The following is a 23,294-nucleotide window of genomic DNA, read 5'->3' as shown; positions in this document are numbered from 1 at the left end:
TCAAGCTTTTAGCAACAAGCGACAGGTTAATTAGTCGATAGATTTTCTCATAATTGAGAAATCGCTTTGCGAACCATAAAACCATAAAGCCATTTTTAAATTGTTTCGCGCCATTTACCATTGATACAACCTTAAGCCACCGTAAAGTCGTTAGCAACCATCATATAGCCTATACCCGTGCCATCGTCGCCAACGTTGCCAATGGCCGACAGGCGGTGTTCGCGTGCCGATACCCACACCACATCGGCTTGTTGGGCTATTAGCCCAGTTTGCATTTGTTCGGGGGTAATGGGCCATATATTTTCGCCGTCGTTGTAGGTCATACTAAAGTTATTGATATAGTCTATGTACTCCAGGCGCTCTACAAAATCTACAATCAAGTTGGGGTATAGTTTGCCCCCCAGGGCAATATCGGCACCCGTGTCGAACGCCCAGGGAGCCAGGTATTCCTGCAGGGCTTGTTGCAACACCTCCAAATAATATTTGTTGTCGGCTTGGTATGCTTCCTGAAACACCACTTGCATAAATATTTTGAGTTCGTGGTATACCGGGTTGCGTACCGTCACGCTTGCCGGGGCGGGCATTCTTTGGGTTAAATAGTTTTCAATGCTTTGCAATACATCGCCCGATAGCTTAGGCTTGAAGGGGTCGTAAGGGCGAATGCCTCCAATATTGGGCACCACAATGAGCCTTACCTCACCAGGGTGGCCATCGTTGAGCAACTCGCCGGGCAAACATTTCGCCTTGTATACCTCCGAAAAGGCCTCCAATACCAATCTTTCGTAGTCCCAAATATTCACTGCCCGGTTTTTATGGCGCAAACGCTCGCTTATGCGGGTGTTCAGGCGCTCCAGCGACTCTATGGTTTGCCCCCCAAACGAACTATAAGGTTGACTAACGCCCTTGAGTTCGTTCTGGGGCAGGTAAGTACGCTGAATACTATGGGCAGGCAAGGGATTTTTGAGGTGTTGCGGATCGTTTTGGTTGTTGTCAAACACTGCCTCTACTGCCTGAGCATGGATGCCAATAGCATCGCTGAGCCCTTCGCTGTTGTTGCGCACGCTTGCCCTGAGCCAATAATAGCCAGTGGGCATGAGGCGGTGGGTAGCGTTGGTTTCGGCTGGCATTCGCAATTTGATAATGCCACTGTTGAGCAAACCATTGGTGCCATCGGTAATGATGCGCCCCTTTTGGGTCAGTATTTTCCACTCGTCGTCTACCAGGTAGCGCCAGTCTATGTTAGCCGGGGTCAGGTCGGGGTTGGCGCTGCCTTCTGCCATTCTAAACAACAGGCTGAGGTCATAGGGAGGGTCCAGGTCTTTGATGCCCAGGTAAAGGTAACCTTCTTGAGCGTAAGCGGGTAAAAATGTCACCTCCTCGATTTGTTCCTGCCCTACAGCAGCATAGCCAAAAGGATGCAAGTGCAGCATGGTGGCAGGGTTGGCAGAGGCAGACGCTTTTTCTTCGCCTATGCTTACACTTGCCGTATAGTGTATGCTAAAGTTTTGTAGTTCGGGGGTATAAGGTGCATTTACCTGGTAGTTTACCACTGCAGTGCTGGCGCTATTTTGCAGGTCTATTGCCAGCTGGGTCGACTTAGAGGTGGCAAGTATAGGGTATTCGCTGTGCCCAAAATCTACATTGCCCAGTTGCAACACAAAGTAACGTGGGTTGGCAAACAAATCGTTGGCTATAGGGGTAGGTGCCAGGGGTGTATATTTAAAAGGGGCGGTGTTCTCAATAGAAGCATCCAGCGATAAATCAACCCCAGTGCTATTCAAGAGCTCAAAATCTTCGGTGGCATCATTAATCGAAAATCGCCGCTTTACCCCTTGATCATACAGGTCCAGGGTTGCCTTTATATTGGCTGCATCCTGGTTGCTATAATGGTTATAGTGGGCGCTCCAATCACTGGGCAACCCCAACCAATTCAACTGCAAAGCTACCGAGTCTAACTGCTTAAACATCAGCTCAGGATGGGTAAAGTAAAAGTTAGACTTGGGCACAGGTGTAGAGCCCAATGGGGCAAAGGCTTCTTTTGCCTGCAAAGTAGCTACATCGTTGCGTATTTGCGAGGGCACCAGGTTTTGTACCGTTACTTTGAGGTCTATTTTTTTGACCAACACCTGGCTAAACAAGTCGTGGGCGGTAAGCTCGCCCAGTTCCAGCCCTGGTTGCCCCACCAATAGGCGTAAAGTGGGCTCGGAGGCGAGGTAACCTTCGGCATCGGGGCTGAGTGCTTGTACCGGGTCAAAGTCGCTGGTAAGGGTACAGGCAATTTTTAGTGTTTTAATGTCAACCGGGTTGCCCGTGTCGGGGTCTGTTACTGTAGCAATGGTAAAATCAATAGAAGCAAAATCTGTGACTGCCTGCCAACCTTGCTCAGTGGTAAGCTCTGCTCCAAAAGGATTGTCCTCCAGGTCAATCGCTTGTATGGCCTGCTCTTGAGCTGGGGTCAGGTTAGGGTTGAGTTCCAGGTTTAGTTCAATGGTGCGTTCTCCGCCCGAAAGCGCCAGCACAGGCGAATGAATGGCTATGCCCAGTTGGGTAAGCTTGTCGGCTTCTACCCTGCCAAAAGTGCGCCATCGGTCAAAAGTTTCGTCCTCGTCTCCTGTGGTAGCCATTGTAGCCTCATCAAAGGCATACAAGCCATTGAGGTGGGTAATGGTGGGCGTAACCGCCATATTGCCTCCCCTAATTTTTGCTTCAGCTTCTGCCAATAAGCGATAAGCTTTGTTCCATTGCCAGGTGGGTGCTGTAAAACTTTCGTTGTGTTGAGCACAAAGGGCTATGATAAATTTAAAATCTTCGATGGTCAGCTTCAATACATTGGTGACATACCTTTGGGCAGTTTCGTCGGGTGGGGTGGCCTCCAGCAGCGGCACCAAGTCTTCGAGCGTGCTGCTACCAGCGGGCAACATGGGGTAATCGTCGCCAGGATCAGGTTGCCCAAATGCGGCATTAAAAAGTGCTACTGAAGTTTTGTCAAGTGCCGCCAGTTCGTTTTGTCTAATGACAGTTCTTTTTTGCTGGTGTGCCTTGTAGAGTAAATCTGTCACCGTATTTTGGTCTTGCTTTACCAGGGCGTTGTCCATCAACTGCTGTATTTCTTCCATAAACAAGGCAAAATATTGCTCAAGGGTGGTCAAAGTATCAAAGTATTGATCCAGGGTGGTAATGCTGGCATCTAGCCCGGCAAAGTTAGGCATACTGCCATACCTGCTTTCAAACAATTGGTTAAAATTGGGCAATTCGATGTTCTCAAAATCGGCTTCATTGTTCAGGCCAGCAACGTTGTTGAGCCTTTCTTGTATCTCAAGCCATTCGTCATACACTGCAATCCGTACTTGCATCATCCGATGAAAGCCGTTGACGTATTGGTTTGCCACCTGATCGTCACTGCTGCTGTTATAAAAATTATCGTTGATAAAAGTACGCAGGTTTCTTACTCGGTTAATGTCGGCGTATCCGTGATTTTCCAAGGGCTCTTCCAAAGGCTTAAACAAGTCGTATTGCCCGGTAGTAGCCAGGTTGAGCTCTTGGTAAAGGTCATACACATTGTTTACACTTTGTACTACTTGGTATACGGTATCGTCTAAGGGCGAATGTCCGGCAGCCGCAGTAAAGTTTGCCACAAAGTCTTTGGAGGTATAGGTGCCTCCGTTTTTCATTTGAGCGAGTTCTTGGTTGATTTGTGCCCACTGATGGCTGTCGTTGTCGCGGTTTTGCTTAAGATGCATCAACAAACGCAGGTCGGCAAACGACATATTCAATTCATCCTGGGTAAAAGCCAAGGCGCTTTTTACTTTGGCAAAAAAAGCGTTGGCGGTTTGTTCGGTGGGTGCGCTGGCAAAACCCAATACTCCAGGTACGGGCAGGTCGGCGCCTGGCTTGAGCCATACCTGGTGAGGAGTCACACTGGTGTCGGTTACCTGCCCTAAGGCAAGCTTCAACATTTGAAAAAAGCCCCCTGGTAATGGATAACTGCTGGGCTGTTTTACCTCCCGATTGACAAATATGCTTTTGATTTGTGCCACCTTAGCACGGTTGACCATCAGTTTTTGCCTGGTCTTATAAATCAAATCTTTGCCAGTGCCGTCTTTGCCCGCCAATAATGCGGTGTTTTCTGCCAGCAAAAAGCGGTCATTGGCGTAGTTCTTTGCCAGTTCAAACATGAGGTATACCCGATCGGGTTGGGCGGGCTTTTGTACAAACTTAAGCACCTCATGGTAATAGTAGTCCAGGTGGCGTGGCAACAGGTGGTTGAGGGCGGGCTTGAGGTGTTGGTCTAATAGTTGCAAAAATGCGAGCAACAACACAAAGTGGGGGCGCGACATCCACTCTTGTTTGCTGGGTTGGTCGGCGAGGCTCTCAGGGTCTTTCAGGTAAGCCATTATTTCGTCTTTGCTGACATTGCCGCTCAAAAAGCCCCTCCAGTTGCCCTGTATTTGATTGTCGGCAGCGTAGTAATTCAGCTCTTCGGCATACTTCTCAGCAAATTTGAGCCAGTCTTCTATAGTCCGTTCTTCTATGCGCACATAGCCTTTGTCCAACGCCGCCTGGGTCCGTTGCAACTGACTGGTACCATCACGATAATATAATTCTTGGTTATCAGACATTTAGGTTCCTGTAAATTTTTTGTTAGTCGTTTTAAACTCTCCCATCCCTCCTACATACACCGCGTTAGGGTCTGACACCCCATTTGGGTCTTTAGCCGGGCTACTTACTTCAAGTTTCGCTTTGAACTTTTTTCCCTTCAAAATCACTTTTTTTCCTCCGCTGTTGGTATGCCCCGCTACCTGGTCGCTCTCTAGTTTTTCAATCTTGACAGTGCCCTGCCCTCCCACAAAAGGAGGAGAATTATAGGGGACATTTTCTACCTTTAGATCTTTTTCATCCCCCAACACACATAGCTTATTGCTACCAAAAGTAGCGTCGCCAGAGCCTTTCATAGTACCTACAGGCATCATCATCGTCAGGGCTTTGCCAAAGGTCAGTTCAAAAACCGCCAAGTCACCGTCTATGATAATGGCTCTTGAGTCAGACATGTCGTTGTTATGTCAAAGGTTCGGTTACATAAAAAGGATACACCAGGTTAAACCTTGAGTTGGAGTTTCTGATGGTATACTGAAGCTGCACCAGCAAGCGTCCTTCCAACTGGGTATCTTGTTCCACCTCTACATTGTCGAGGCGCACCCTGGGCTCGTTTACTTCTATAGTATTTGCCACGTGGTCTTTAATGTCTTCCAATAAGCGTGTACTTACTTGCTCGAACTGAAAGTTGGCAAGGCTTCCGCCAAAATCTGCCCGCATAACCCTTTCGCCCACATTGGTTTGCAAAAGAATAAGCACGCTCTTGTGTACATTTTCTACGCCTTGGGTGGTGGTCAGGTATTTGCCACCTTCGCCAAACTGGGGCGGAAAACCCCAGCCAGTGCCCAAAAAAGGAAATTTTCCATTACTCATGAACTGCCATGTGTTTTTGTGGTTTTACTTCTGCTTTGCCGTTTGCTTGAGGCTCCCCTTGTGGGTTGATCTGCGAAGAGGCTTGTTGTTGAATCTTGCCCACCAATCCAAATACTTTTTTGAAAGGCATTTCGCCCAATGCTTCTAACAAAACATTGGCTTCTTCTACACTGATGTTCAGTTGAATTTCTTGATTACTCACGTTGTTATTCATTTTTTTATGTTTGTTTTTTTGGTTTTGTTTTAATTGACAAGTTCAAATAAAGTCGTTTATTCCTTTAAAAGACGTTTTATGCACTCAGGTTTGCTCTTCGCGTTGGCAACCACATCAAAGATTTTTAAAACTTCGTACAGTGCTCATTCGTAATTGAAAAAGCATCGCTTTGCGTCCATTCGTAATTCGTAATTGACCAATTCGTAATTAAAAAGCCTCGTCTCGCACTCATTCGTAATTAGCCACTTCTACTTCACATCTACTTTTGCCCCTTCTATGGTTACATTGCCACTGGCACTGATTGTAATATCGCTGCCACTTTTCAATACAATGCCCTTGTCACTCATGGTGATAGAGTTGCCGTGGGTATCTTTCATCTCCATGACTGCCCCGTCTTCTATTTTCAGGTATTGCTCTTCGGACGTCAACAGTTCCAAGCTTTTCTTTTCATCATCTATTTTTAGCTGCACACCTGCCTTGCTAAAAATACCCTTGATAGCATTGGTTTCGTCGGGTTCTTGAGGAGGAGGCAACTTCGCCCCAAACACACTGCCCAAAATAATGGCTTGGCGAGGGTCGTTGTTCATAAAGCCTACCACCACTTCGTCACCTTCCTCTGGTCTAAAAAACATCCCCCGGTTGTCTTTGCCTGCATCGGGGCTGGTGAGGCGTGCCCATACAATGTCGCCCAAGGCAAGTATTTTTACCCTTACTCTAAACTGCCCTTGTTTGTCTTCTTCGAAGGCGTCTACCACACCTACTTGCAAACCTTGGATACTTGGCAGCAAACCAGCGGCATTTTGGGCTTCTACAGCGTGCTGGGCAGTGTAATTCTCTGGACGTATCCCCAACTGAATGTCGGTATACCAACCATCGTAGCCTAGTCGGTGGCGTACCCCCGAAATGATGGTGTTGCCATCAAACTGGGCATTAAAGCCACTGATCAATGCTATGTCTAAGGGTTGTATCTCTGCGTTTCCATCCAGGGTAAAGCTGCCTCTCAGCATTGCCAAACGGCTTTTGAGCATTTTGCCATCTGCCCACCCTTGTTGTTCTTCTACACTTAGGGGCACAATGCTTTGCAAGGTTTCTTCTTCGTTGCCAATGGCGGTTGCCAGGGCGGTTGGATCTATGGGTTCCCCCTCCGCATCGCTTTGGGCGCTTACCAACGACTTTTGAGCAACAAACTCTTTGGCTTGTGCTTTTTTTGTCAAGTCGTTGTTGGCTGTATCCCAGGCAAGCGTATTGATGGTAGCCGCCTGGTGTTCGGCGTTTATTTCCAGGTGCAAATTAAAAATGCCTGCATCGCCGTATACCACTTCGTGTTTGGCTTTATTAGCTTCTATTATCTCTTTAGGGTTTACCACCGATACTTTTCCGTCGGTAGCCATTACCCAATAGCCATACAGGTCGGCTCTTGTCAAAAGAAAGTCCCAGTCGGAGCTATAGTATTGTATGAGCTCTTCATGGCTGCTCCAGGTTTGGGCGCTCAGGTCTGCCTCAAGTCCGTTTGCCTCTATTAACTGCGCCAGTATATCTTCTTCTTGTTGGGCTTGTTGGTTGCCTTGGGTGTGTACCACGCTTTTGCGGGCGACAGTCATTTTTATACAATCGCCTTTGAGTTCCAGCGAAAGCATGGAAGCATGCGCACTTGCTTCGATAGCATGCTTTACCACAAACCCTTTAAAGATGGTGGTTTGCTCACCCTCGCCAGTATCTACCTTTACTTCAAGCGTTTTGCCTGGGGCGAAATCAGACTGGCTGCTCAATGTAAACCCTGGCTTGTTCGGATCACCATCTGGAAAAGACAGACAAGCATAGGGCACTTTGTTGACCTCGTGCTGGATGTCTACCTCAGGGTGTTCAGGGTAGTATACCTCCTGACCTTCGCTCCATATAGTAATCGTGGGTATGTTCATTTAAATCTTTTGTTTGCTTTACAAAAAAATCAACTCAAGCTTAGTAAGTAGCAGCAAGTCCTTAGATACCGATGAATATCGGTGCAATTAGCTATAAGTCCTTAGATACCGATGTATATCGGTGCTACAAGTAAAGATAACTCTCTCATAATATGATAGTTATACTTGCATCAATACTCCGCAGTGATTTTAGTCAAAGTTGTTTGCTGTTTATCAGTTATTTATGAATTTAAAAACTATTTAATTGGGTGTTTAGGCATAAAACCGAAACACTTTTAAAAATAAAGTGAGTATACAATCTCAATATAAAATACTGGTTTACAGTATTTAACAAGGTGAACATTTACTCGAATCAGCTATGGACTATCGACTAAATACTATGGACTATTGCTTGCATATTAGGTGTATTTAATTTTGTCTTGGTAAGCGGCAAGCCAAAATTAAGTACAACTTATGAATAAAGGTAATCGCTTATTTATCAGCAACTTACAGTTAATCGTAATTCATAATTCGTAATTACTTACATACTTACTTATCTTAGCAGCTCCTCGATGGATGGAAAAATCAACGTGGTACCTGAGAGGTTCTCTCTAGGGTGTTTGATATTGTTATAGCTTGCCAAAGGAAATTGTAAATTAGCATCACCGTACACCTCTTTGGCAATCAAATCCAGTCGATCTCCTCCCTTCATTAGCTTTTGTTGTTTTCCCTTATTGTCGTCATTGATTTTTTCCTCGTTGTTTTTGTTCTTAGCTGCTTTTCGATCATCCTCAGTAAAAGTTGCAGCAATGGTTGCCCGCAAGGGTGTGCCATCTACATCAAAGAGGCTGTACTTAATAGTAGAAGTCTGTAACACGCAGTCAAAAGTGACTTCCCCCCAGGTGATAACCAAATGATTGGGCGTTGTTTGACCGTCTTCATAACATACTCCTAAAAAGTTGTCCACTTGTTGGGCTACACTCAAACTACTCTGTCCTGGATCGTTTAAATCGGTTCTAAACACTATGGTATTGTCCAGGATAATCGTAAAAGTGAGGGCACGAGGCAAAGAAGCCGCCAGCTTTGCCTCCGTTTTACCAGTGCCTATGCTTGGTTTTTGTCGATATTTAGTCCCATAAAACTGCGAAAAATCATCTACATTTACCGGGGTATCAAAGGTTCTTTCTTTTTCCTCGCTTTTGGCCAAAGGTTTGCGCTCTGCTTCTTTGAAAGCAACAATTTTGAGTCGATCAAGCTTTTTTAAGTTTCTATCAGCCATTGTTTTACCTCGATGATTTACGTTCCAAAACTTTTAATACTTCTCTTACACAGGCCTGCACCAGTTGAGCATTGGCTTCTGCTGTATGGTCTTCGGCAGCAACTGTTGCCCCGCCTACTTGTGCAGGCTCTTCTACTGCTACGGCCCTTATAATGAGCTCTTTGATTTCTACTGCCATAGTGTTATAAAGAAATGGGTTCAAAACGGGTATAAGATAGTTCGATGGTTTCGATAAACACCCCACTTTGGCTGGCATTGAGCTCTCCCATTGCCCAACGCACTGGCACTGCTTTCTGAAAAAGCCACGACACCATTGGCTCACCTTGGGTGTCGAGCAATGCCACCAATACATCGCGTGGGCGAAACTCCAGGTTGGCAAAACCTTCTACAATATCAAGGCGCAATGGGCTACCCACTACATATCCTCGTTCTAAAAGAAGATCGCCATGGGTAGGAAACTCCGGCAAACGTACTTCTCTGCTGCCAATACGTTTGATGTCCATGCTCCCCTTGAGTTCTATGCCCGACACCCGCTGAAAGCGAATGTCTAACAAGTTGGGAAAGCCATTTTTACCCCTGCCAAGAAAAGACACCAAAAAATTGTATGCTTGCAAGGGTGCGCCGTTCATGGTAAGGTCTGGAACACCAATTTTGTTTTTGATCATACTATCTTATGCTAAATCTTAAAAAAACTTCCTCTGCCTCCGCCAGTTTGCCCCGATTGGTGGTAAGTAACCCGCATATTGTCAGACACCAGCGAGAGGGTTTCTATGGTCACCTCTTGGGTGTTTACATCAAAATCTCCCGCCTCGTAAGCCGTAGGCAGGGCATTTTGCACCCACCAACTTACTTGGGGCTTGCCGCCTTCGTCGCACAAGTCTACCGTAATGTCTTGCTTTATGGGCGTACTTATCCAGGCGAGCAACAAACTGCCTTGGCGTACTACTCCCCGCTGCAAACTTAGGTTTACAGGCTGCAAAATGCCCAACAAGTGATGGGTGCCTTCGGCAAAGCTTAAGCCATGTCTATAACTTACTGTGTCATACTTCATGCTCAAGCCCGATACTTTGGCAAAACCATAACTTTCTGAACCAATTTGCACCCTGTAGTTATAAGCAGGCAATGGGTAGTTGGCTGCTATGTCTTTTTTACTTACTGCCATGCTTTACAGCTCTTCCATAGTTACCCTGTCTGCCAAGAGCGTGAGGCTTTCAATAGAGGCATCGTTAGAGTTGGCATCAAAAGTGGGCGCATCTAAACCCGTAGGAAAAGCATTGATTACTTTCCATACAAACACTGCCGCACCGTTTTCGTCGCATAACTCAATATTGAGGTCTTTTTTGTCTACCAAATTGGTTTGAATAGAGTTAATCCAGTTATAAAGCGAAATGCTTTTACCCCTTACAATGCCCTTTTGCAAAGTAACCGTAATCTCTGAGCTTTGGGCAGGCATCCGCATCACCACTGGGCCAGGGGCGTCGCCTCCCACCGGGCTTTCTTTGTAGGTGGTGGTTTCATACGAAACCTTTAACCCCGATACCTGAGAAAAGGCAACGGTAGTACCATCAATCGATACCCGGTAATTGTATGAGGGCAGAGGATAGTTATTTTTAATTTGTTCTTTTGTTAATGCCATGTCTTTTGAGCTAAAAAATATTTAAGGAATGGTTTTGTACAATATGAGCCACAAGCGGTTGGCTTCAAGCCACAAGTCATTACCGATGAATACACTCGCCTTTACTCATGGCTTGTCGCTAATGACTTACTACTGTTTGGACTATGACTCCTGCAGTTTATGCATAAAGCGTAATATTACAAACTCGGCGGGTCGACTTGCCGCAACGCCTACTTCCACAATGAGTTTGCCCTCTAAAATATCCTGGCTATTCATTGTTTTGCCTAAGCCTACATTGACAAAATAAGCCGACTCAGGGGTAGAGCCAGCCAAGGCTCCTTGTTGCCACAAACCATACAAAAAACTCTCTACCAAGCCTTTTACTTTAAGCCAGGTAGTAGCCGTGTTGGGCTCAAATACTACAAAAGAGGTGGATTTTTGGATAGACTCCTGCATGTAAATAAACAAGCGCCTTACGTTTACATATCTCCACTCGTTGTCGTTGCCTGCCAGGGTGCGTGCTCCCCATACCAGCGTGCCACGTCCCGAAAAACTGCGAATTACATTGATAGATTTACCCGAAGTAGCATCTACATTGAGTCGCCCTTGCTGGGTGTTGTTAATTGTGCGGGTGGGCGCAATCAGCGAAGTAATGCTTACATTGGCGGGGGCTTTCCATACCCCACGGTCACGGTCAACCGATGAATAAATACCCGCCACCGCAGTACTTGGGGGCAGCACTACTCTTTGCTCTCTCAGGCTGTTTTTTATCTCGTTGTACAAGGCGGTATAGGAGTCTTTGATCTCTGCCAAAGAGCGGGTGGGACTGGTCATATTGGCCGAAGCTTTAGAAGCTACATTTTTGGTTCCATCTCCTACCAATGCAATGCTATAGCCCCCGGTGTTCCCGGTAAACGCTGCCCAATCAGTCAATACATTATTCGCTTGGGCATCTGAAGCCGCCGCAATGGTTAAACTAATGGTAGAACCATCTTCGACTACTGTAAAATCAGTAGTAGCACCTGCATCCGCGGTATTGGTTACGGCAATTTTAGGCGTAATGCCTCCTGCGTTTGATGCCATGTATGACACCACAAAACCATTGGCACCACTGTTATACTCAAAAAAAGCATCTCCTACATCTACATCAGCATCGTCGTACTGATAACTCAATGATGTTTGAAGATAAGGGGTATAAGCTGCCCCATACTTAAGGTGATTGTTGCCAATATTTTGTCTGAAGCCACTGGCGTCGGTATCGGCGCTCAATACATCAAAAATACCAAAGCGGTCTTTCAAATCATTACACTGGTTGAGCACTTGTACACAACTGGCATAATAATCAGCATCGGCAAGGTTTACGGCATCGGGCAACACCACCAAAGTAGGCTCATCAAACTCTTCGAGCTTGTCAATGCCGCTCTGTATATCCTCTGCCGAAATTGCATCAGCTGTAGTAGCAGCCGCAGCATACCTGCCTACCGATACAATGTAACAGCTGCCTCCGCCATTGTCAAAAAACATGCGCAAAGCGTAATACATCAGGTGTGAATGCAACTCGCCTGCATCACTACTGCCAGTCGCTGCTTTTCTTTTGAGCACCCCGTCTTCCAGGGCAAACCTGGCGTGTTTTGGTTGGTTGCCAAAAAACTGCTCATACTCTAACAAAGTATCTATTCTTTTTACTGCCACTTCATCGGTTGGCAGTGCTACCCCATTTTTATCCAGGGCTTTTTCGGTGTAGCCTACAAAGGCTGGTATAGCGGTGGCCACCCCTGCTACTGAAGGAGGTAAGGTAGAAACTTCTTCTACATACACACCAGGTACGTTGTAATCCATAACGATTTATGCTTTTATGAGTAAATATTGAGTATTCCTACTCCTTCGTTTTTGGGAGCAGGGTTGGGTAAATTATTGATGATGGTTTCGCTGTCTTGCTGGAGCTTGATCCCCTGCTTTGCTTTGCTCTGATAGGGTAGTGCAGCTGTAGAAGCAATATTGAAAATTTTTGCCTCTGGATACAGTCCCTTCAAACGATCGTACAACTCTCCGGTAAGTATTTCGGTGGTACTGTCAAAAGCCCAACTACTTTCTGAGTCGGCATCGGCAGTAATGGCCAAGTCTGCGGGCAACAACGTATTGGGTGCCACAATGTAATAGTTCCATTGTTGCTCTTTGCGACTAAAGGTAATGGTATAAGCCTTGTCGAAGGTAAGACTATTGCCATCAAGCGTAATAGACGCCAAGCCAAGCACATTGGGTGGCCACTGAGGAGGTATTGGGTAACTTAATTGAAACTCTTGCCCTGTTTCATAAGTAACTGGGCTGGTATCAAAAGTGATTTTATTGAGGTCGGCATTGTAGGCTGGTGTGGGTACCGGGTCAAGCCCAATGACACCAAAGGTAGGCGATGCGGTAGGCGTATTTTGTAAAAAAAACGAAGTATCTGCGCTTCTTTGCTCAGGAATATTGAATAAGTCAACCGCAGTGGCTTCATCATTTTCCAGAGACAATTCGGTATTCACCCCATCAACCACAAAACGAGGATAGGCAACACCCTGTAAACTTTGCATGTTGGTAAAATAAAAGAAGGCAGGGTTCTGTACTTTTATATAAAAGTCAAAAGTCACATTTGCCAGGGGCAAAAACGTTTTTTGCGCTTCATCTCGCACTGGGCTGCTCAAGAAAAGCTTGCCGGGTGCACTGTGTAGCTTGAGTCGATACTGTTTGATCAACTGGGCACACTCAGGTGTGGGGTTGAGTGTCAGGTATTGATTAATGGCTGGCACTGCCTCTGATGAACCTGAAAAGTAATTGTGTAAAACAGCTATTGAGAATAAATGCTGATAATTCATCGCAACAAGGTATTTTGATTACTGGTTTGAGTAACTAAGGTATCTGAACTTGTGCTATCTTGCTGATAAACAAGCATTCTCAGCTTATATACTACCGAGGGCAGGTAGGCTACCTTCAAAGAACTCCATATTTCGTTCTTTTGGGCATTGTTCAACGACTGAAACTCTACAGTAAGCTTGTCTATACCATCGGGCATTCCAGGAAAGTCTTCTGGGGTAAACAGCTGGTTTGACTGAAAGAATTGCATAGTAAATGACAAATGCTTGAGGGCTGCCTGATAATCGGTAAATTTGGCAGAAAATAGCAAGGTCAATATCACACTCAAGGGAGGGCTTACAGAGCCGTGGGTTCCATCAGAACTCACCTGGGCATAAGGGTCAGCGGGTCTTAACACCCTTTCCTCTTCCAGGTTAATCAACACTAGGTTGACTGTTCTTAGATTAAAAACTGGCGGATCAGTATCAATTTTAGGGTAATCAACCCTGGGGGCAGTCACTGTGCTATCTGGGATTTTTTGTAACAGATAGTTGTTTAGTGCGGTTTTTAAAAATTCGATCGCTTCGTGTACCATTTGGCTTGGGGTAGTTTAGTCACTGGTAGTTTGAACAAATTTGAGTAATATCTTTATGTATGTTACACAAGGTATGAACCCAGTCATAAACATCCAAAAAAACAACTCAAAAAAAGTCTATTTTTTTTACGAAAAACACTAATATGCAATTTAAACTCCTAACAATCAAATAGTTATCTATTACAAATACTTGGCAAACTCAGACATTTAAACCTGTTTTTAATGTAATATTTACCCAAAAAAGGCATTTTTTCAACCTAAACAACTCATTTACAGCCCCTTTATTATGTAAGTTTTAAAACAAAAAAGCAACACGTTTATGTTTTCTGATTTATGTCACTTATAACCTCATCAATTTGTTTTTGAAGAGAAAAGTAAGGTCTCTCGTAACGGGGAAAATACACTAATGAACGCCTTCCATTTGCTCGTGTTGATGGTACTTATTAGTACATACTCAAAACAAAGAAGTTTGTGCCTGGGAGGGTGTAGGTTGTTCACAAATTTTACGAAACCGACACCCCTGGCAGTTTTCTTCTGAACGGTTGGCTGGGAAGTTTGCCTCCTCTAGTTGTTGGTACTTAAGATACGTCTGAGCGGCGGTCATTTCGTCAATGCTTTGAGCAATGTTTTGTTCTATTTCGAGCACATTTTCGAGGCTGATGTCGTAGGTGCGCATCTCATTGGTAAGCAATTGGTATTCAGTAAGCTGAATACTGGTAATAGGCAAGTTATCCAGCGCTTCGGGGAAGTCACGCGGACGTGCTCCTTTTTTTATAATCCAGGCATACAGCCTGAGCTGTTCTTCGTAGGTGCGTTGTGCTTTTGAGTGCACCTTCCAATCTATGATGTGTACCCGAAACGGGTGTTCTTCAAACACCAGCAAATCAGGAATGGCCTTAAGGGTAAAGTGTTCGTTGTACTTTACCTGCAGGTCTTGTCGTTGGGTAATCAGGCGGCTTGCCGAACGCAAATATTCCAGAAAACGCTGGTTATGAAACAAGTTTTTCAAGGCTTTCACTGCCTCCAGATAGGCTTGGTTGAGGGCTTCACGGGTAATTTTTTCGGGGGCATATTCCAGGTCATACAAGGCCAGAAAACTTTCGCCTGCTTTGGTTTTGGTCAAGCCCTCTTCGCGGTATTTTTTTGCTTTGGCAAAGGCGTATTGCTCTTGAAACAGTGCTTTCATTGCCGCAATGACGTCTTGATACTGTGGCCATATCCCTTGCTGTAAATAAGGGATCACTTCTTTGCCTATGATGTAGTCAACCATAGAACCCCGCCAGGCATTGAGCGACTGTAGGTTGCGTAAAATGGCGGCTTCTTTACGTTCAGGATCTTTGGTAGCATTGGCATTAGCCATTTTGTTTTGATAAAACCACTGGCGCTTACAGCCCTTAAACTGGCGATATGATGAAAATGACCAACGCATAGATATATTCTTGTAAATTTTATAAAAAAAATTTCACCTTGTTAACCTTTTATACCTGATTTATACTAACTTATAAGCAAATCTATTTAATAAATTTTATATACCATAACTTTCAAAAATTATGTTGAAGAACACATTAATGGCTTGTTTCGCACTGGCATTGGTTGTAGGGATGACGTCTTGTGGAGGGAAAAAAATATCGGCTAAAACCAAAAAGCTGATGAACAAACGTTGGGTATACGACGCAGAAGCCACCCGTGCCGAAGCTGGCAAAGCCATCAACAAATCTACTGGGATTAAAAATGCCTCAGATGTGACCAACCTTAAAGGAGATGTAAAAAAGATTGGTAACTTTTTGATGAACCATACCCTACAAATTTACAAATCGAAAAAGGGCAAACTTGCCTGGCAACGTACCAAGGGCAAAGGAGTGTTGAGCTCTAAAGTACGCGGTTTTTTTAAGTGGAAAGACAAAGAAGAGAACGAAATGATATTGTTGGGGTATAATGGTAAAGGCAAAGATGCGACTTTTAAAATAGAAACGCTTACCGATGGAAAACTCGTGCTTATCAATGAAATAGGCGCAAAAAAAATATACAATAGAAAATAATTCATTCAAGCTGAATAAATTATTTTCTACTTCGTAAAACAGGGAGCCCAACGGCTTACCTGTTTTTTTATGCCTCGATATTTTCAAGCCTTCATTTGATCAAATACTTGACAAATGTGCTATATTGCTATTTTGTAGCAATGCAATTATTCTCAAACTACTAAATCTATAAACTTATGCCAAATAATACACTTTATACTATTGGATCAATCGTTTTTATTGTGGGCATTGTGCTGGCAAATGGCTGGGTAAGGCTGGGTACTTTAAACCTGTACTCTGTATGGATTATGACCATTGGTTTTGCACTTTGTTTTATTGCCCGTACGGGCTCGTTAAGACTGGTAGCCGGGCTTATATTTGCCTTTGGGTTGGCACTGAGTCAGGGTTGGCTCAATGAGTTTCAACAAGTGCACTCTATGATAAAGTACGCGGGCTGGATTATGGCAGGGGGCTTTATGGTATTATCATTTAGCCGCTAACAACTTTATTCATGAGCCAAAAGGTTGAACCATCGCATCAGCCTTTTGGCTCATCAATTCATTGCGCTTGTTTCGCGCTTCCATACCCAAAACGTTTCCACTATTCTTCCTCGTTTTTTACTGCTTCGTGGCTAGGCAACGAAATGGTAATGGTAGTGCCTTTGTTCAGTTCAGAGTGAAGCATCACGTCTCCCCTTAGCTTTTCTACGGTTTCTTTTACTATATACAAGCCCAAACCCGACCCGTTGGAGTCTTCGCTGGCGCGGTAAAACATATCAAAGATTCGGTCTATGTTTTCGGCGGGTATGCCTTTGCCATTGTCTTCAATTTCTATATCCACCCCTTCTTCGTTGATCACTGCCCGCACTTTTACAAAGGGTCTTTCGGCAAAGGGATTGTGGTATTTGATCGCATTTGAGATCGTGTTATTAAATATAATTGTAAGGCGGGTGGGGTCAGAATAAAATCCTTCAATAGCATCGTTTGTTTTAAGTACTTTTACTGTTTTATCAATGTTTTCGGAGCCTTTCATGAATTGCAGATTATCGAACGACTGCTGTACCAGTTGTTGAATATCAATGGCTTTAGTCGCTATTTTCAAACGGCTGTTTTTAGAGTAGTTGATAATGTCTTGTACAAATATATCCAGTTTATGAATGCTTTGTTTGATCATTTCCAGGTAAGTGGCAAGGTTGGGTGGGGGATTTTCGGTATTGGCAATATGCACCAACCCCAAAATGGAGGTAAGTGGGGCGCGTAGGTCGTGCGAAGCGCTGTACACAAAGCGATCGAGCTCACTGTTTATTTTTTGTAACGCCACGTTTTTTGACATGAGCAATTCCTCCGACTCTTTTTTGGTAGAGATGTCAATAATGGTTCCGTCATAAAAAGTTTTCCCGGTTTTGCTGCGGGTAACGTGGCTATTGAGCAACCCCCAAAATGTGCTGCCATCTTTGCGTTTAAACAACACTTCCTGATTTTTAAAATATCCCTCTTTTTCTAAAATAGAGAGCAGTTTTTCCCGTTGGCGTTCGTCGTAATACAAATCGTTGGGGTGTACTGTGTATGCTTCGGTAATGCGGGTAAAACCAAACAAAAGGGCAAAGGCTGGATTAATGTATATCAGCCCTTCATCGAGGGTACTGCGATAGATGCCTTCGCTGAGGTTTTCATTGATAGAGTTAAGCAAGGCTTCGTGCTCTATGTTTTTCTCTTCGGCCAGCTTGCGTGCCGTAATGTCTTCAATCATTCCTACGCCAAACAACAAACGTCCGTGTTTGTCGCGAATGGTAGAATTGGTCAAGCGCCCCCAAAGTATGTCTCCGTTTTTTTTGCGGTATTGTTTTTCCAGGCTTCTTACTTTAAAAAAGTCCTGAATGTTTTCAACCGGTACCTGAATGTCGTCAGGATAAGCAATGTCCATAATGTGCAAATCCACCATTTCTTCGCGGGTATACCCCAACATATCTGCCAATGCCTGATTGCATTCAACAAAGTTACCTCTGGCATCTGTCAAGGCAATGCCCATGTGAGTTTCTTCAAAAATGCTCTTAAAACGCGCCTCCCCTTCCAATATTTTTATTTCAGAGTTAAGCTCGTTGCTAATATCACGGGCAATGGCGGTCAAGTATTTATGTCCTCTAAAACTGCGATAATTTACCGATACCTGGGCTGGATAGTGGCTTTTATCTTTACGCTGCAAAATTACCTGAAAATGAATTGCTTTTCGTGGATTGCGTATCAATGCATCAAAACGTTGCCTGAGCGCTACCCGGTCTTCTTTGATTACATCATTTACTGACAATTGTTTAAGTTCGGCCTGTGAATACCCCAAACTCCGGCAAGCAGTGTGGTTAAAATCAATGATAGCCCCACTTTGAGCATCGGCTATGATGATAGATTCGCCTGCTTGGTTGAGAATACTACGAAATCTTTCACGTTCAAATTCGGCTTCTTTGCGTGCTTGCGTGTTAATGGCTTGTACATAAAAACACGCTGTTTGCAAGGCTTCATCATATAAGAGAGAGGTATGGGTCAAAGTAAAAACTTCTTTGCCTGTTTTATGCAAAAACCGTTTTTCAAGCTCAAAATGCCCCAGCTGCTTGTTTGCCACTTTTGTTTGATACAACACAAAAGAGGGCAAGTCGTCAGGGTTAATAATATCAGGCAGGCTTTTTTGGCAAACCTCCTCTAAGTGGTAGCCAAGCATCGAACAAAATGCACGATTGGCTTTTAAGACTTTATTGTCCAGGCTGAGTAAAAATTTTGGGATGGGCGAATTCTCAAAAACCTGTTGTCTTACCTTGGTTTGTCGGGCAAGTTGTGCCTCCAGCTGCTTTTCTCGATCAATGTCCAAAAAAGTGAGCATTACCTGGGCGTTGGGTGACACAGAGGTAATGTTACAATCGAGGCGCAGGTGTTTAGGTGAGCCATCTGCCATTTGCCATACTGTTTCGTGGTAGTATTTGCTTTCTGACTGGGTGGTAGCTTCGGTTACATACCTGTCCAGGGTTTGTTGAGTGTCCCACTGTGAGAGTGCTATGAGTTTTTTACCTACAATAGTCGAGCGATTGACTGATAACAACCGACTAAAGCTGTCATTGACTGCCAAAATTTGCCGACTGGTTACATCCAGTAAGAGAGCAGGCAATGGTATAAACTCTAAAGTATCAGCCTTTATCACAGGGCAGTGGTGTGTATATGTTGATAATTTTTTTTAGAATATGCTTAAAAGTCATCGTTTTTAACATACTCTTAAGCGCATTGGCCTGAGTGGTCTACATAATGTTACACTTTACGAACATTCGCCCTTACTCCAGGTACCAAGTAAATCTAATTAATTTATCTGAAGATACCAAAACTAAAAAAAGGCTTGCTCTAATTGTAGAAATGCTCACATTGTGATACAATGTTTTTGTTTACCAAGCAGTAAGTACGCCTGCTATGCACAAATTCATGCTACTTTTAAGCTTTACTTTCTTTATCCAATAGCTCCTTTAACTCTTTTACCGATACCTGGCGATTGCTATAGTATAGCTTTTCCAACTGTGGTGCAGAAAACTGGTCAAGCAACTCCACCTCAAATGCTGTCCCCTGCTCAATGTCTAACCAAATACTCTGGAGCGATTCCCGGTGTTTTTGCCGACTAGAATGGGTGATAAAAGAAAGCAAGGTTTGTGGTGCATTTGCCCCTATGGTTATATTAAATTTGCCTGTTTCGGTTACTTGATCTGTTTGTACATACAGCTCTGGAGTAACAAATAATTCACCAGAGATAGTTTCAGGCAAACCAGCCGTAAAATCGGCTACTTGGGTAACATTGGCATAGTGGGCTTTTTTGAGTTGATGAGGGGTGGTAAGATTGGCAAAGGTTACATTTTGCAAACCCTCCAACAGTGGGTGACGGTCATACACGCTGTCTACCACCCAAAACTCGGCTGTAGGGTCGTCTTTGCCCAACTCCTCAACAGTAATACTCTCCCACACCGAGTCGTAGCCTCCCCCCTCACTAAACAAAATCAGGTAACCGTCTTCATCTACTGGATACAAGCTCGACAAGTCTTTAATATTGTATTCATAAGCTCCTCGGTTTTTGTAAAGAGGATGATTGCCCAAGTATGCATAAAATTCAAACAGTAGTTGGGGCAATTTCACTTGCAACGCCTCTTCTACTTTTTGAATGTCTGCCACAGGCAACCCGCAGTTAGTGGTATCGTGCCCAAATGCTTTGATTACTTTGGCTATTTCTTGAATGTGGGGATTGGTCATATTTTTTGGTTTTGGAAATACAAGCTACTACTATAGCTTGAAAAATAAAACAACATAAAAAGAGGATTGAATATCAATCTAATTATTACTATATTTAAGTAATAAAAATACTTTTACATATGACTATTATTAAAGAAGTGAAAATACAATTATTGAAGTTTTTTGAGAACAACAACCATATCCAATTAATAATGGATTTAGGTTATGAAAAATCCCAAATAACTTCTTTAACCAACCAACTAATTTCAGAAGGTTTATTAACAAAACAAACAGATAACAATTTTCTATTAACAAAAAAAGGGGAAAAAGAGTTAAAACTCTTAACGCAAAAAACAACTCAATGGATAGATATAGAAAAAAAGAGCAAAATTGAGAGTTTTGATAAAAATGATGTATTTTTACCTCATAAATATCAGTTATAAAAAGCTTAATGTACTCTATCAATTTGATAGCGGAAAGGTGAGTCACCTCTTCTGTAAGAGAACAGAATTTCAAGCTTGTGCGAACAAGTGCAATTTCAAGCCATTCGGCATTGAAATCACACTTGTTCGCACCGTTCAATGGGTTTAGGAATTTATTTTCTAAACCCTTAATGATTTTATAGAATATGACTTACAAAGAATATGAAACATTATTTCGTCATAAGGCACAAAATGTAGGGTATTCTGAGGATGACATAAAATCACACTTAGATTATGCCAAGCCTCTAATTGAAAAAGGACTACCTGTCATATACAACACATCACACCTTTCTTCACTTGTTGGCTATACAAGAAATTATTTAAAAAGAGTAGTTAGCCCACGCACGCCACATTTTTATAGAACATTTAAGGTCAAAAAAAAAGATAGAGGCTACCGCGTTATTACTGAGCCCTTGCCAAGTTTAAAAGAAATTCAACACTGGATTTTAGAAAACATTCTATATAAAGTACCTGTTAGCAAATTCTCAAAAGCATACACTCCAAACAAAAGCATTCTTGACAGTGTCAAATGGCACAAAGGGAAAAAAAAAATATTAACATTAGATATAGAAAATTTCTTTCCTTCTATAACATTAGATGAAACAGATAAAATATTTAAAAATTTAGGTTATTCACCAATAGTTTCAGGCTTACTTAGCAAACTCTGTTGTCTTCAAGGACAATTGCCCACTGGTGCACCTACAAGCCCTTACCTCTCTAATATATTCCTTCAATCCTTTGATGATAAGGTAGCCTCTTATTGTAATAGCAAAGAACCAAAAGTTCGCTATACAAGGTATGCTGATGATTTAACATTTTCGGCAAATGAATTTGATGAAAATGAGCTAATAAACTTTATCGAAGTTACACTAGCAGGTCATTCATTAAAACTCAATGAAAGTAAAACCAGACTTATGCTAAGTAGTCAGAGGCAAATCACATTAGGGCTTGTTGTTAATGAAAAAATACAAGCTCCTAAAGAAAAAAGAAAAGAACTAAGACAAGCAGTATACTATATTAAAAAATTTGGTTTAAAAGACCATTTAAGGAAAATAAACTGTCAAAAACAAAACTATTTAAGGCACTTATTAGGAACTGCAAGGTTTATACTATTTATAGACCCTAATAATAAAGAGGTTCTCGGCTACAAAGAAAGCATAGAAAAATGGATTGCTAACGAAAATATGAGGGTATTAAAAGAAAGTTTGGATAAGGTTATAGGCAACCCTGATGAGTGGCAAAGCGACTTTGCTGAGATAACCACTATAGCACCCCAGGGTGTTTTATGTTTACTTAGTGCTGCCAGCTATTACGACTTAACAACCTTTATTCCCTCGATGCATTATATTGCCATTGAAAAAAGTAGCAATATTATCAAACCTGCCTATCCTCCTTTAGAGGTGTTTTATTGGGAAGGTGATAATTATACACTTGGAAAAATAAAAATCAATATAGAAGATACTGATATACAAATATTTGATATTGAAAAAACTGTATGTGATGCTATAAAATACAAGCGTGAAATAGGAAACGAGCTTGCTATAGAAATACTTAAAAACTATCTAAAACGCCAAGACCGTGATATTTCAAAGCTTACTGATTACGCAACAAAACTTTCTATTGAAAATCAAATGAAAATTTTATTAAACACATTACTTGTATGACTTATTCTATTCCTTCAATTAAAGCTAAACTAAAGAGAATCGCACAAGAAAAAGGAGTTCCTTTTATGACAATTTTGTTTCGTTATTTTCACGAACGTATTTTATATAGGTTATCTGTTTCAGATTACAAAGATAACTTTTGTCTAAAAGGAGGTTCATTATTGTATGCTATGAAACAAGAAGCCAGCCGCCCTACCAAGGATATTGATTTTCTAGGGCAACAAATATCAAATGATACAGATAATCTCATAAAAACATTTAAGGAAATTTTTCAAATAGACTATCAAGAGGATGGGGTAACTTTTGACTTAGATAGCATTACAACAGAACAAATCACAGAAAATAGCGCTTATGCAGGAACCAAGATAAAGATAGATGTCTGTTTAGGTAAAATAAGGAACAAAATGCAAATAGACATAGGATTTGGCGATGTGATTACTCCAACATCTGAGGAAATAAAGTTCCCAACATTTTTAGATAATATGGATGTACCTTTAATTAAGGCTTATAACGCTCAATCTATCATTGCCGAAAAATTTCAAGCAATGATAGATTTGGGTACATCAAATGGTCGAGTAAAAGATTTTTATGATGTATATAACCTACTGTTAAGGGAAGAGTATGATGACTTAGAGCCAGCAATATTGAAGACACTAAGCGTAAGAAACACGCCTTATACTCAAAACCATGTCTTATTCACCCAAGAGTTTGCTCAAAATTCAACACCTAGTGCATTGGGTATTAAGTTACTCACATATTCTTTGGCGACTTTTGCCCCCTGACTTCCTCGTGAAAAAGTTAGATAGCTATGGCTATCCGCCATTTTTACGACTCGTCAGAAAACAAAATTCATCCAAATTAATAGGCAACTTATTTAACCCCCAATGCACTAGTCGCTTATGGAAAAACTTTCTTCAAAAGAACGGTTTAGATACTTCTTTAAATTTTGATAATGTAATGGCTACAATCAAAGAAAAGCTAGAG

The 23,294-nt window shown here is 42.7% G+C and carries 21 protein-coding genes; 5 read left to right on the top strand and 16 right to left on the bottom strand.

What is annotated here, in order from left to right:
- Positions 1-131 precede the first annotated feature (131 nt).
- From Q0954_RS18715 to Q0954_RS18650, 14 genes are all read right to left on the bottom strand, one after another.
- Complete coding sequence (locus tag Q0954_RS18715; protein ID WP_299459121.1) at positions 132-4,619, bottom strand: baseplate J/gp47 family protein; 4,488 nt, start codon at positions 4,617-4,619, stop codon at positions 132-134.
- Entirely contained in the window at positions 4,620-5,048 is a 429-nt protein-coding gene (locus Q0954_RS18710; RefSeq protein WP_299459120.1) for a hypothetical protein, read from the bottom strand.
- A 7-nt stretch (positions 5,049-5,055) separates the two neighbouring features.
- On the bottom strand, positions 5,056-5,466 hold the full coding sequence (locus tag Q0954_RS18705) for a GPW/gp25 family protein (protein ID WP_299459119.1): 411 nt from the start codon (positions 5,464-5,466) through the stop codon (positions 5,056-5,058).
- Complete coding sequence (locus Q0954_RS18700) at positions 5,459-5,680, bottom strand: hypothetical protein (protein ID WP_299459118.1); 222 nt, start codon at positions 5,678-5,680, stop codon at positions 5,459-5,461. The genes Q0954_RS18705 and Q0954_RS18700 overlap by 8 nt, the downstream gene beginning before the upstream one ends.
- Before the next feature lie 248 nt (positions 5,681-5,928).
- Entirely contained in the window at positions 5,929-7,599 is a 1,671-nt protein-coding gene (vgrG, locus tag Q0954_RS18695) for a type VI secretion system tip protein VgrG (protein WP_299459117.1), read from the bottom strand.
- A 532-nt stretch (positions 7,600-8,131) separates the two neighbouring features.
- Complete coding sequence (locus Q0954_RS18690; RefSeq protein ID WP_299459116.1) at positions 8,132-8,857, bottom strand: hypothetical protein; 726 nt, start codon at positions 8,855-8,857, stop codon at positions 8,132-8,134.
- Positions 8,858-8,861: 4 nt separating this feature from the next.
- Entirely contained in the window at positions 8,862-9,035 is a 174-nt protein-coding gene (locus Q0954_RS18685; protein ID WP_299459115.1) for a DUF5908 family protein, read from the bottom strand.
- A gap of 4 nt (positions 9,036-9,039) precedes the next feature.
- Positions 9,040-9,522: a phage tail protein gene (locus Q0954_RS18680; RefSeq protein ID WP_299459114.1), complete on the bottom strand. Its 483-nt coding sequence runs from the start codon at positions 9,520-9,522 to the stop codon at positions 9,040-9,042.
- An 11-nt stretch (positions 9,523-9,533) separates the two neighbouring features.
- Positions 9,534-10,019, bottom strand: a complete 486-nt coding sequence (locus tag Q0954_RS18675) for a phage tail protein (protein WP_299459113.1) — start codon at positions 10,017-10,019, stop codon at positions 9,534-9,536.
- Between the two features lie 3 nt (positions 10,020-10,022).
- On the bottom strand, positions 10,023-10,493 hold the full coding sequence (locus tag Q0954_RS18670) for a phage tail protein (RefSeq protein ID WP_299459112.1): 471 nt from the start codon (positions 10,491-10,493) through the stop codon (positions 10,023-10,025).
- Between the two features lie 141 nt (positions 10,494-10,634).
- The gene (locus Q0954_RS18665) at positions 10,635-12,311 is read right to left on the bottom strand and encodes a phage tail sheath C-terminal domain-containing protein (RefSeq protein ID WP_299459111.1); all 1,677 of its coding nucleotides are present in this window, start codon (positions 12,309-12,311) and stop codon (positions 10,635-10,637) included.
- Positions 12,312-12,325: 14 nt separating this feature from the next.
- Positions 12,326-13,327 (bottom strand): hypothetical protein, encoded by a 1,002-nt coding sequence (locus tag Q0954_RS18660; RefSeq protein WP_299459110.1) that lies wholly within the window; start codon positions 13,325-13,327, stop codon positions 12,326-12,328.
- Entirely contained in the window at positions 13,324-13,899 is a 576-nt protein-coding gene (locus Q0954_RS18655; RefSeq protein ID WP_299459109.1) for a DUF4255 domain-containing protein, read from the bottom strand. Before Q0954_RS18655 ends, Q0954_RS18660 begins: the two co-directional genes overlap by 4 nt.
- A 454-nt stretch (positions 13,900-14,353) precedes the next feature.
- A complete protein-coding gene (locus Q0954_RS18650; protein WP_299459108.1) occupies positions 14,354-15,328 on the bottom strand; it encodes a PD-(D/E)XK nuclease family protein in 975 nt (324 codons plus the stop codon).
- A 121-nt stretch (positions 15,329-15,449) separates the two neighbouring features.
- Here Q0954_RS18650 and Q0954_RS18645 point away from each other — a divergent pair, with 121 nt between their 5' ends.
- Together Q0954_RS18645 and Q0954_RS18640 are read left to right on the top strand one after the other, a co-directional pair.
- Complete coding sequence (locus Q0954_RS18645; protein ID WP_299459107.1) at positions 15,450-15,938, top strand: hypothetical protein; 489 nt, start codon at positions 15,450-15,452, stop codon at positions 15,936-15,938.
- Positions 15,939-16,114: 176 nt separating this feature from the next.
- Positions 16,115-16,417 (top strand): hypothetical protein, encoded by a 303-nt coding sequence (locus Q0954_RS18640; RefSeq protein WP_299459106.1) that lies wholly within the window; start codon positions 16,115-16,117, stop codon positions 16,415-16,417.
- Positions 16,418-16,517: 100 nt separating this feature from the next.
- Here the strand turns inward: Q0954_RS18640 and Q0954_RS18635 are convergent, their stop codons facing one another.
- Together Q0954_RS18635 and Q0954_RS18630 are read right to left on the bottom strand one after the other, a co-directional pair.
- Positions 16,518-19,100, bottom strand: coding sequence for a PAS domain-containing sensor histidine kinase (locus tag Q0954_RS18635; RefSeq protein ID WP_299459105.1), 2,583 nt, complete (start codon positions 19,098-19,100; stop codon positions 16,518-16,520).
- Positions 19,101-19,381: 281 nt separating this feature from the next.
- Positions 19,382-20,185: a hypothetical protein gene (locus tag Q0954_RS18630; RefSeq protein WP_299459104.1), complete on the bottom strand. Its 804-nt coding sequence runs from the start codon at positions 20,183-20,185 to the stop codon at positions 19,382-19,384.
- A gap of 119 nt (positions 20,186-20,304) precedes the next feature.
- On the opposite strand from Q0954_RS18630, the gene Q0954_RS18625 reads away from it, so the two are divergent.
- The 3 genes from Q0954_RS18625 (at position 20,305) to Q0954_RS18615 (ending at position 23,092) form a co-directional block, all read left to right on the top strand.
- Entirely contained in the window at positions 20,305-20,607 is a 303-nt protein-coding gene (locus tag Q0954_RS18625; RefSeq protein WP_299459103.1) for a hypothetical protein, read from the top strand.
- A gap of 185 nt (positions 20,608-20,792) precedes the next feature.
- Positions 20,793-22,310: a reverse transcriptase domain-containing protein gene (locus Q0954_RS18620; protein WP_299459102.1), complete on the top strand. Its 1,518-nt coding sequence runs from the start codon at positions 20,793-20,795 to the stop codon at positions 22,308-22,310.
- Complete coding sequence (locus tag Q0954_RS18615) at positions 22,307-23,092, top strand: nucleotidyl transferase AbiEii/AbiGii toxin family protein (protein WP_299459101.1); 786 nt, start codon at positions 22,307-22,309, stop codon at positions 23,090-23,092. Before Q0954_RS18620 ends, Q0954_RS18615 begins: the two co-directional genes overlap by 4 nt.
- Positions 23,093-23,294 lie beyond the last annotated feature (202 nt).

The sequence above is a fragment of the uncultured Microscilla sp. genome (genome assembly GCF_947493425.1).
Classification (GTDB): Bacteria; Bacteroidota; Bacteroidia; order Cytophagales; family Microscillaceae; genus Microscilla.
The sequence above is the reverse complement of the archived record's forward strand: the minus strand, read 5'-3'. Positions and strand labels throughout refer to the sequence as shown.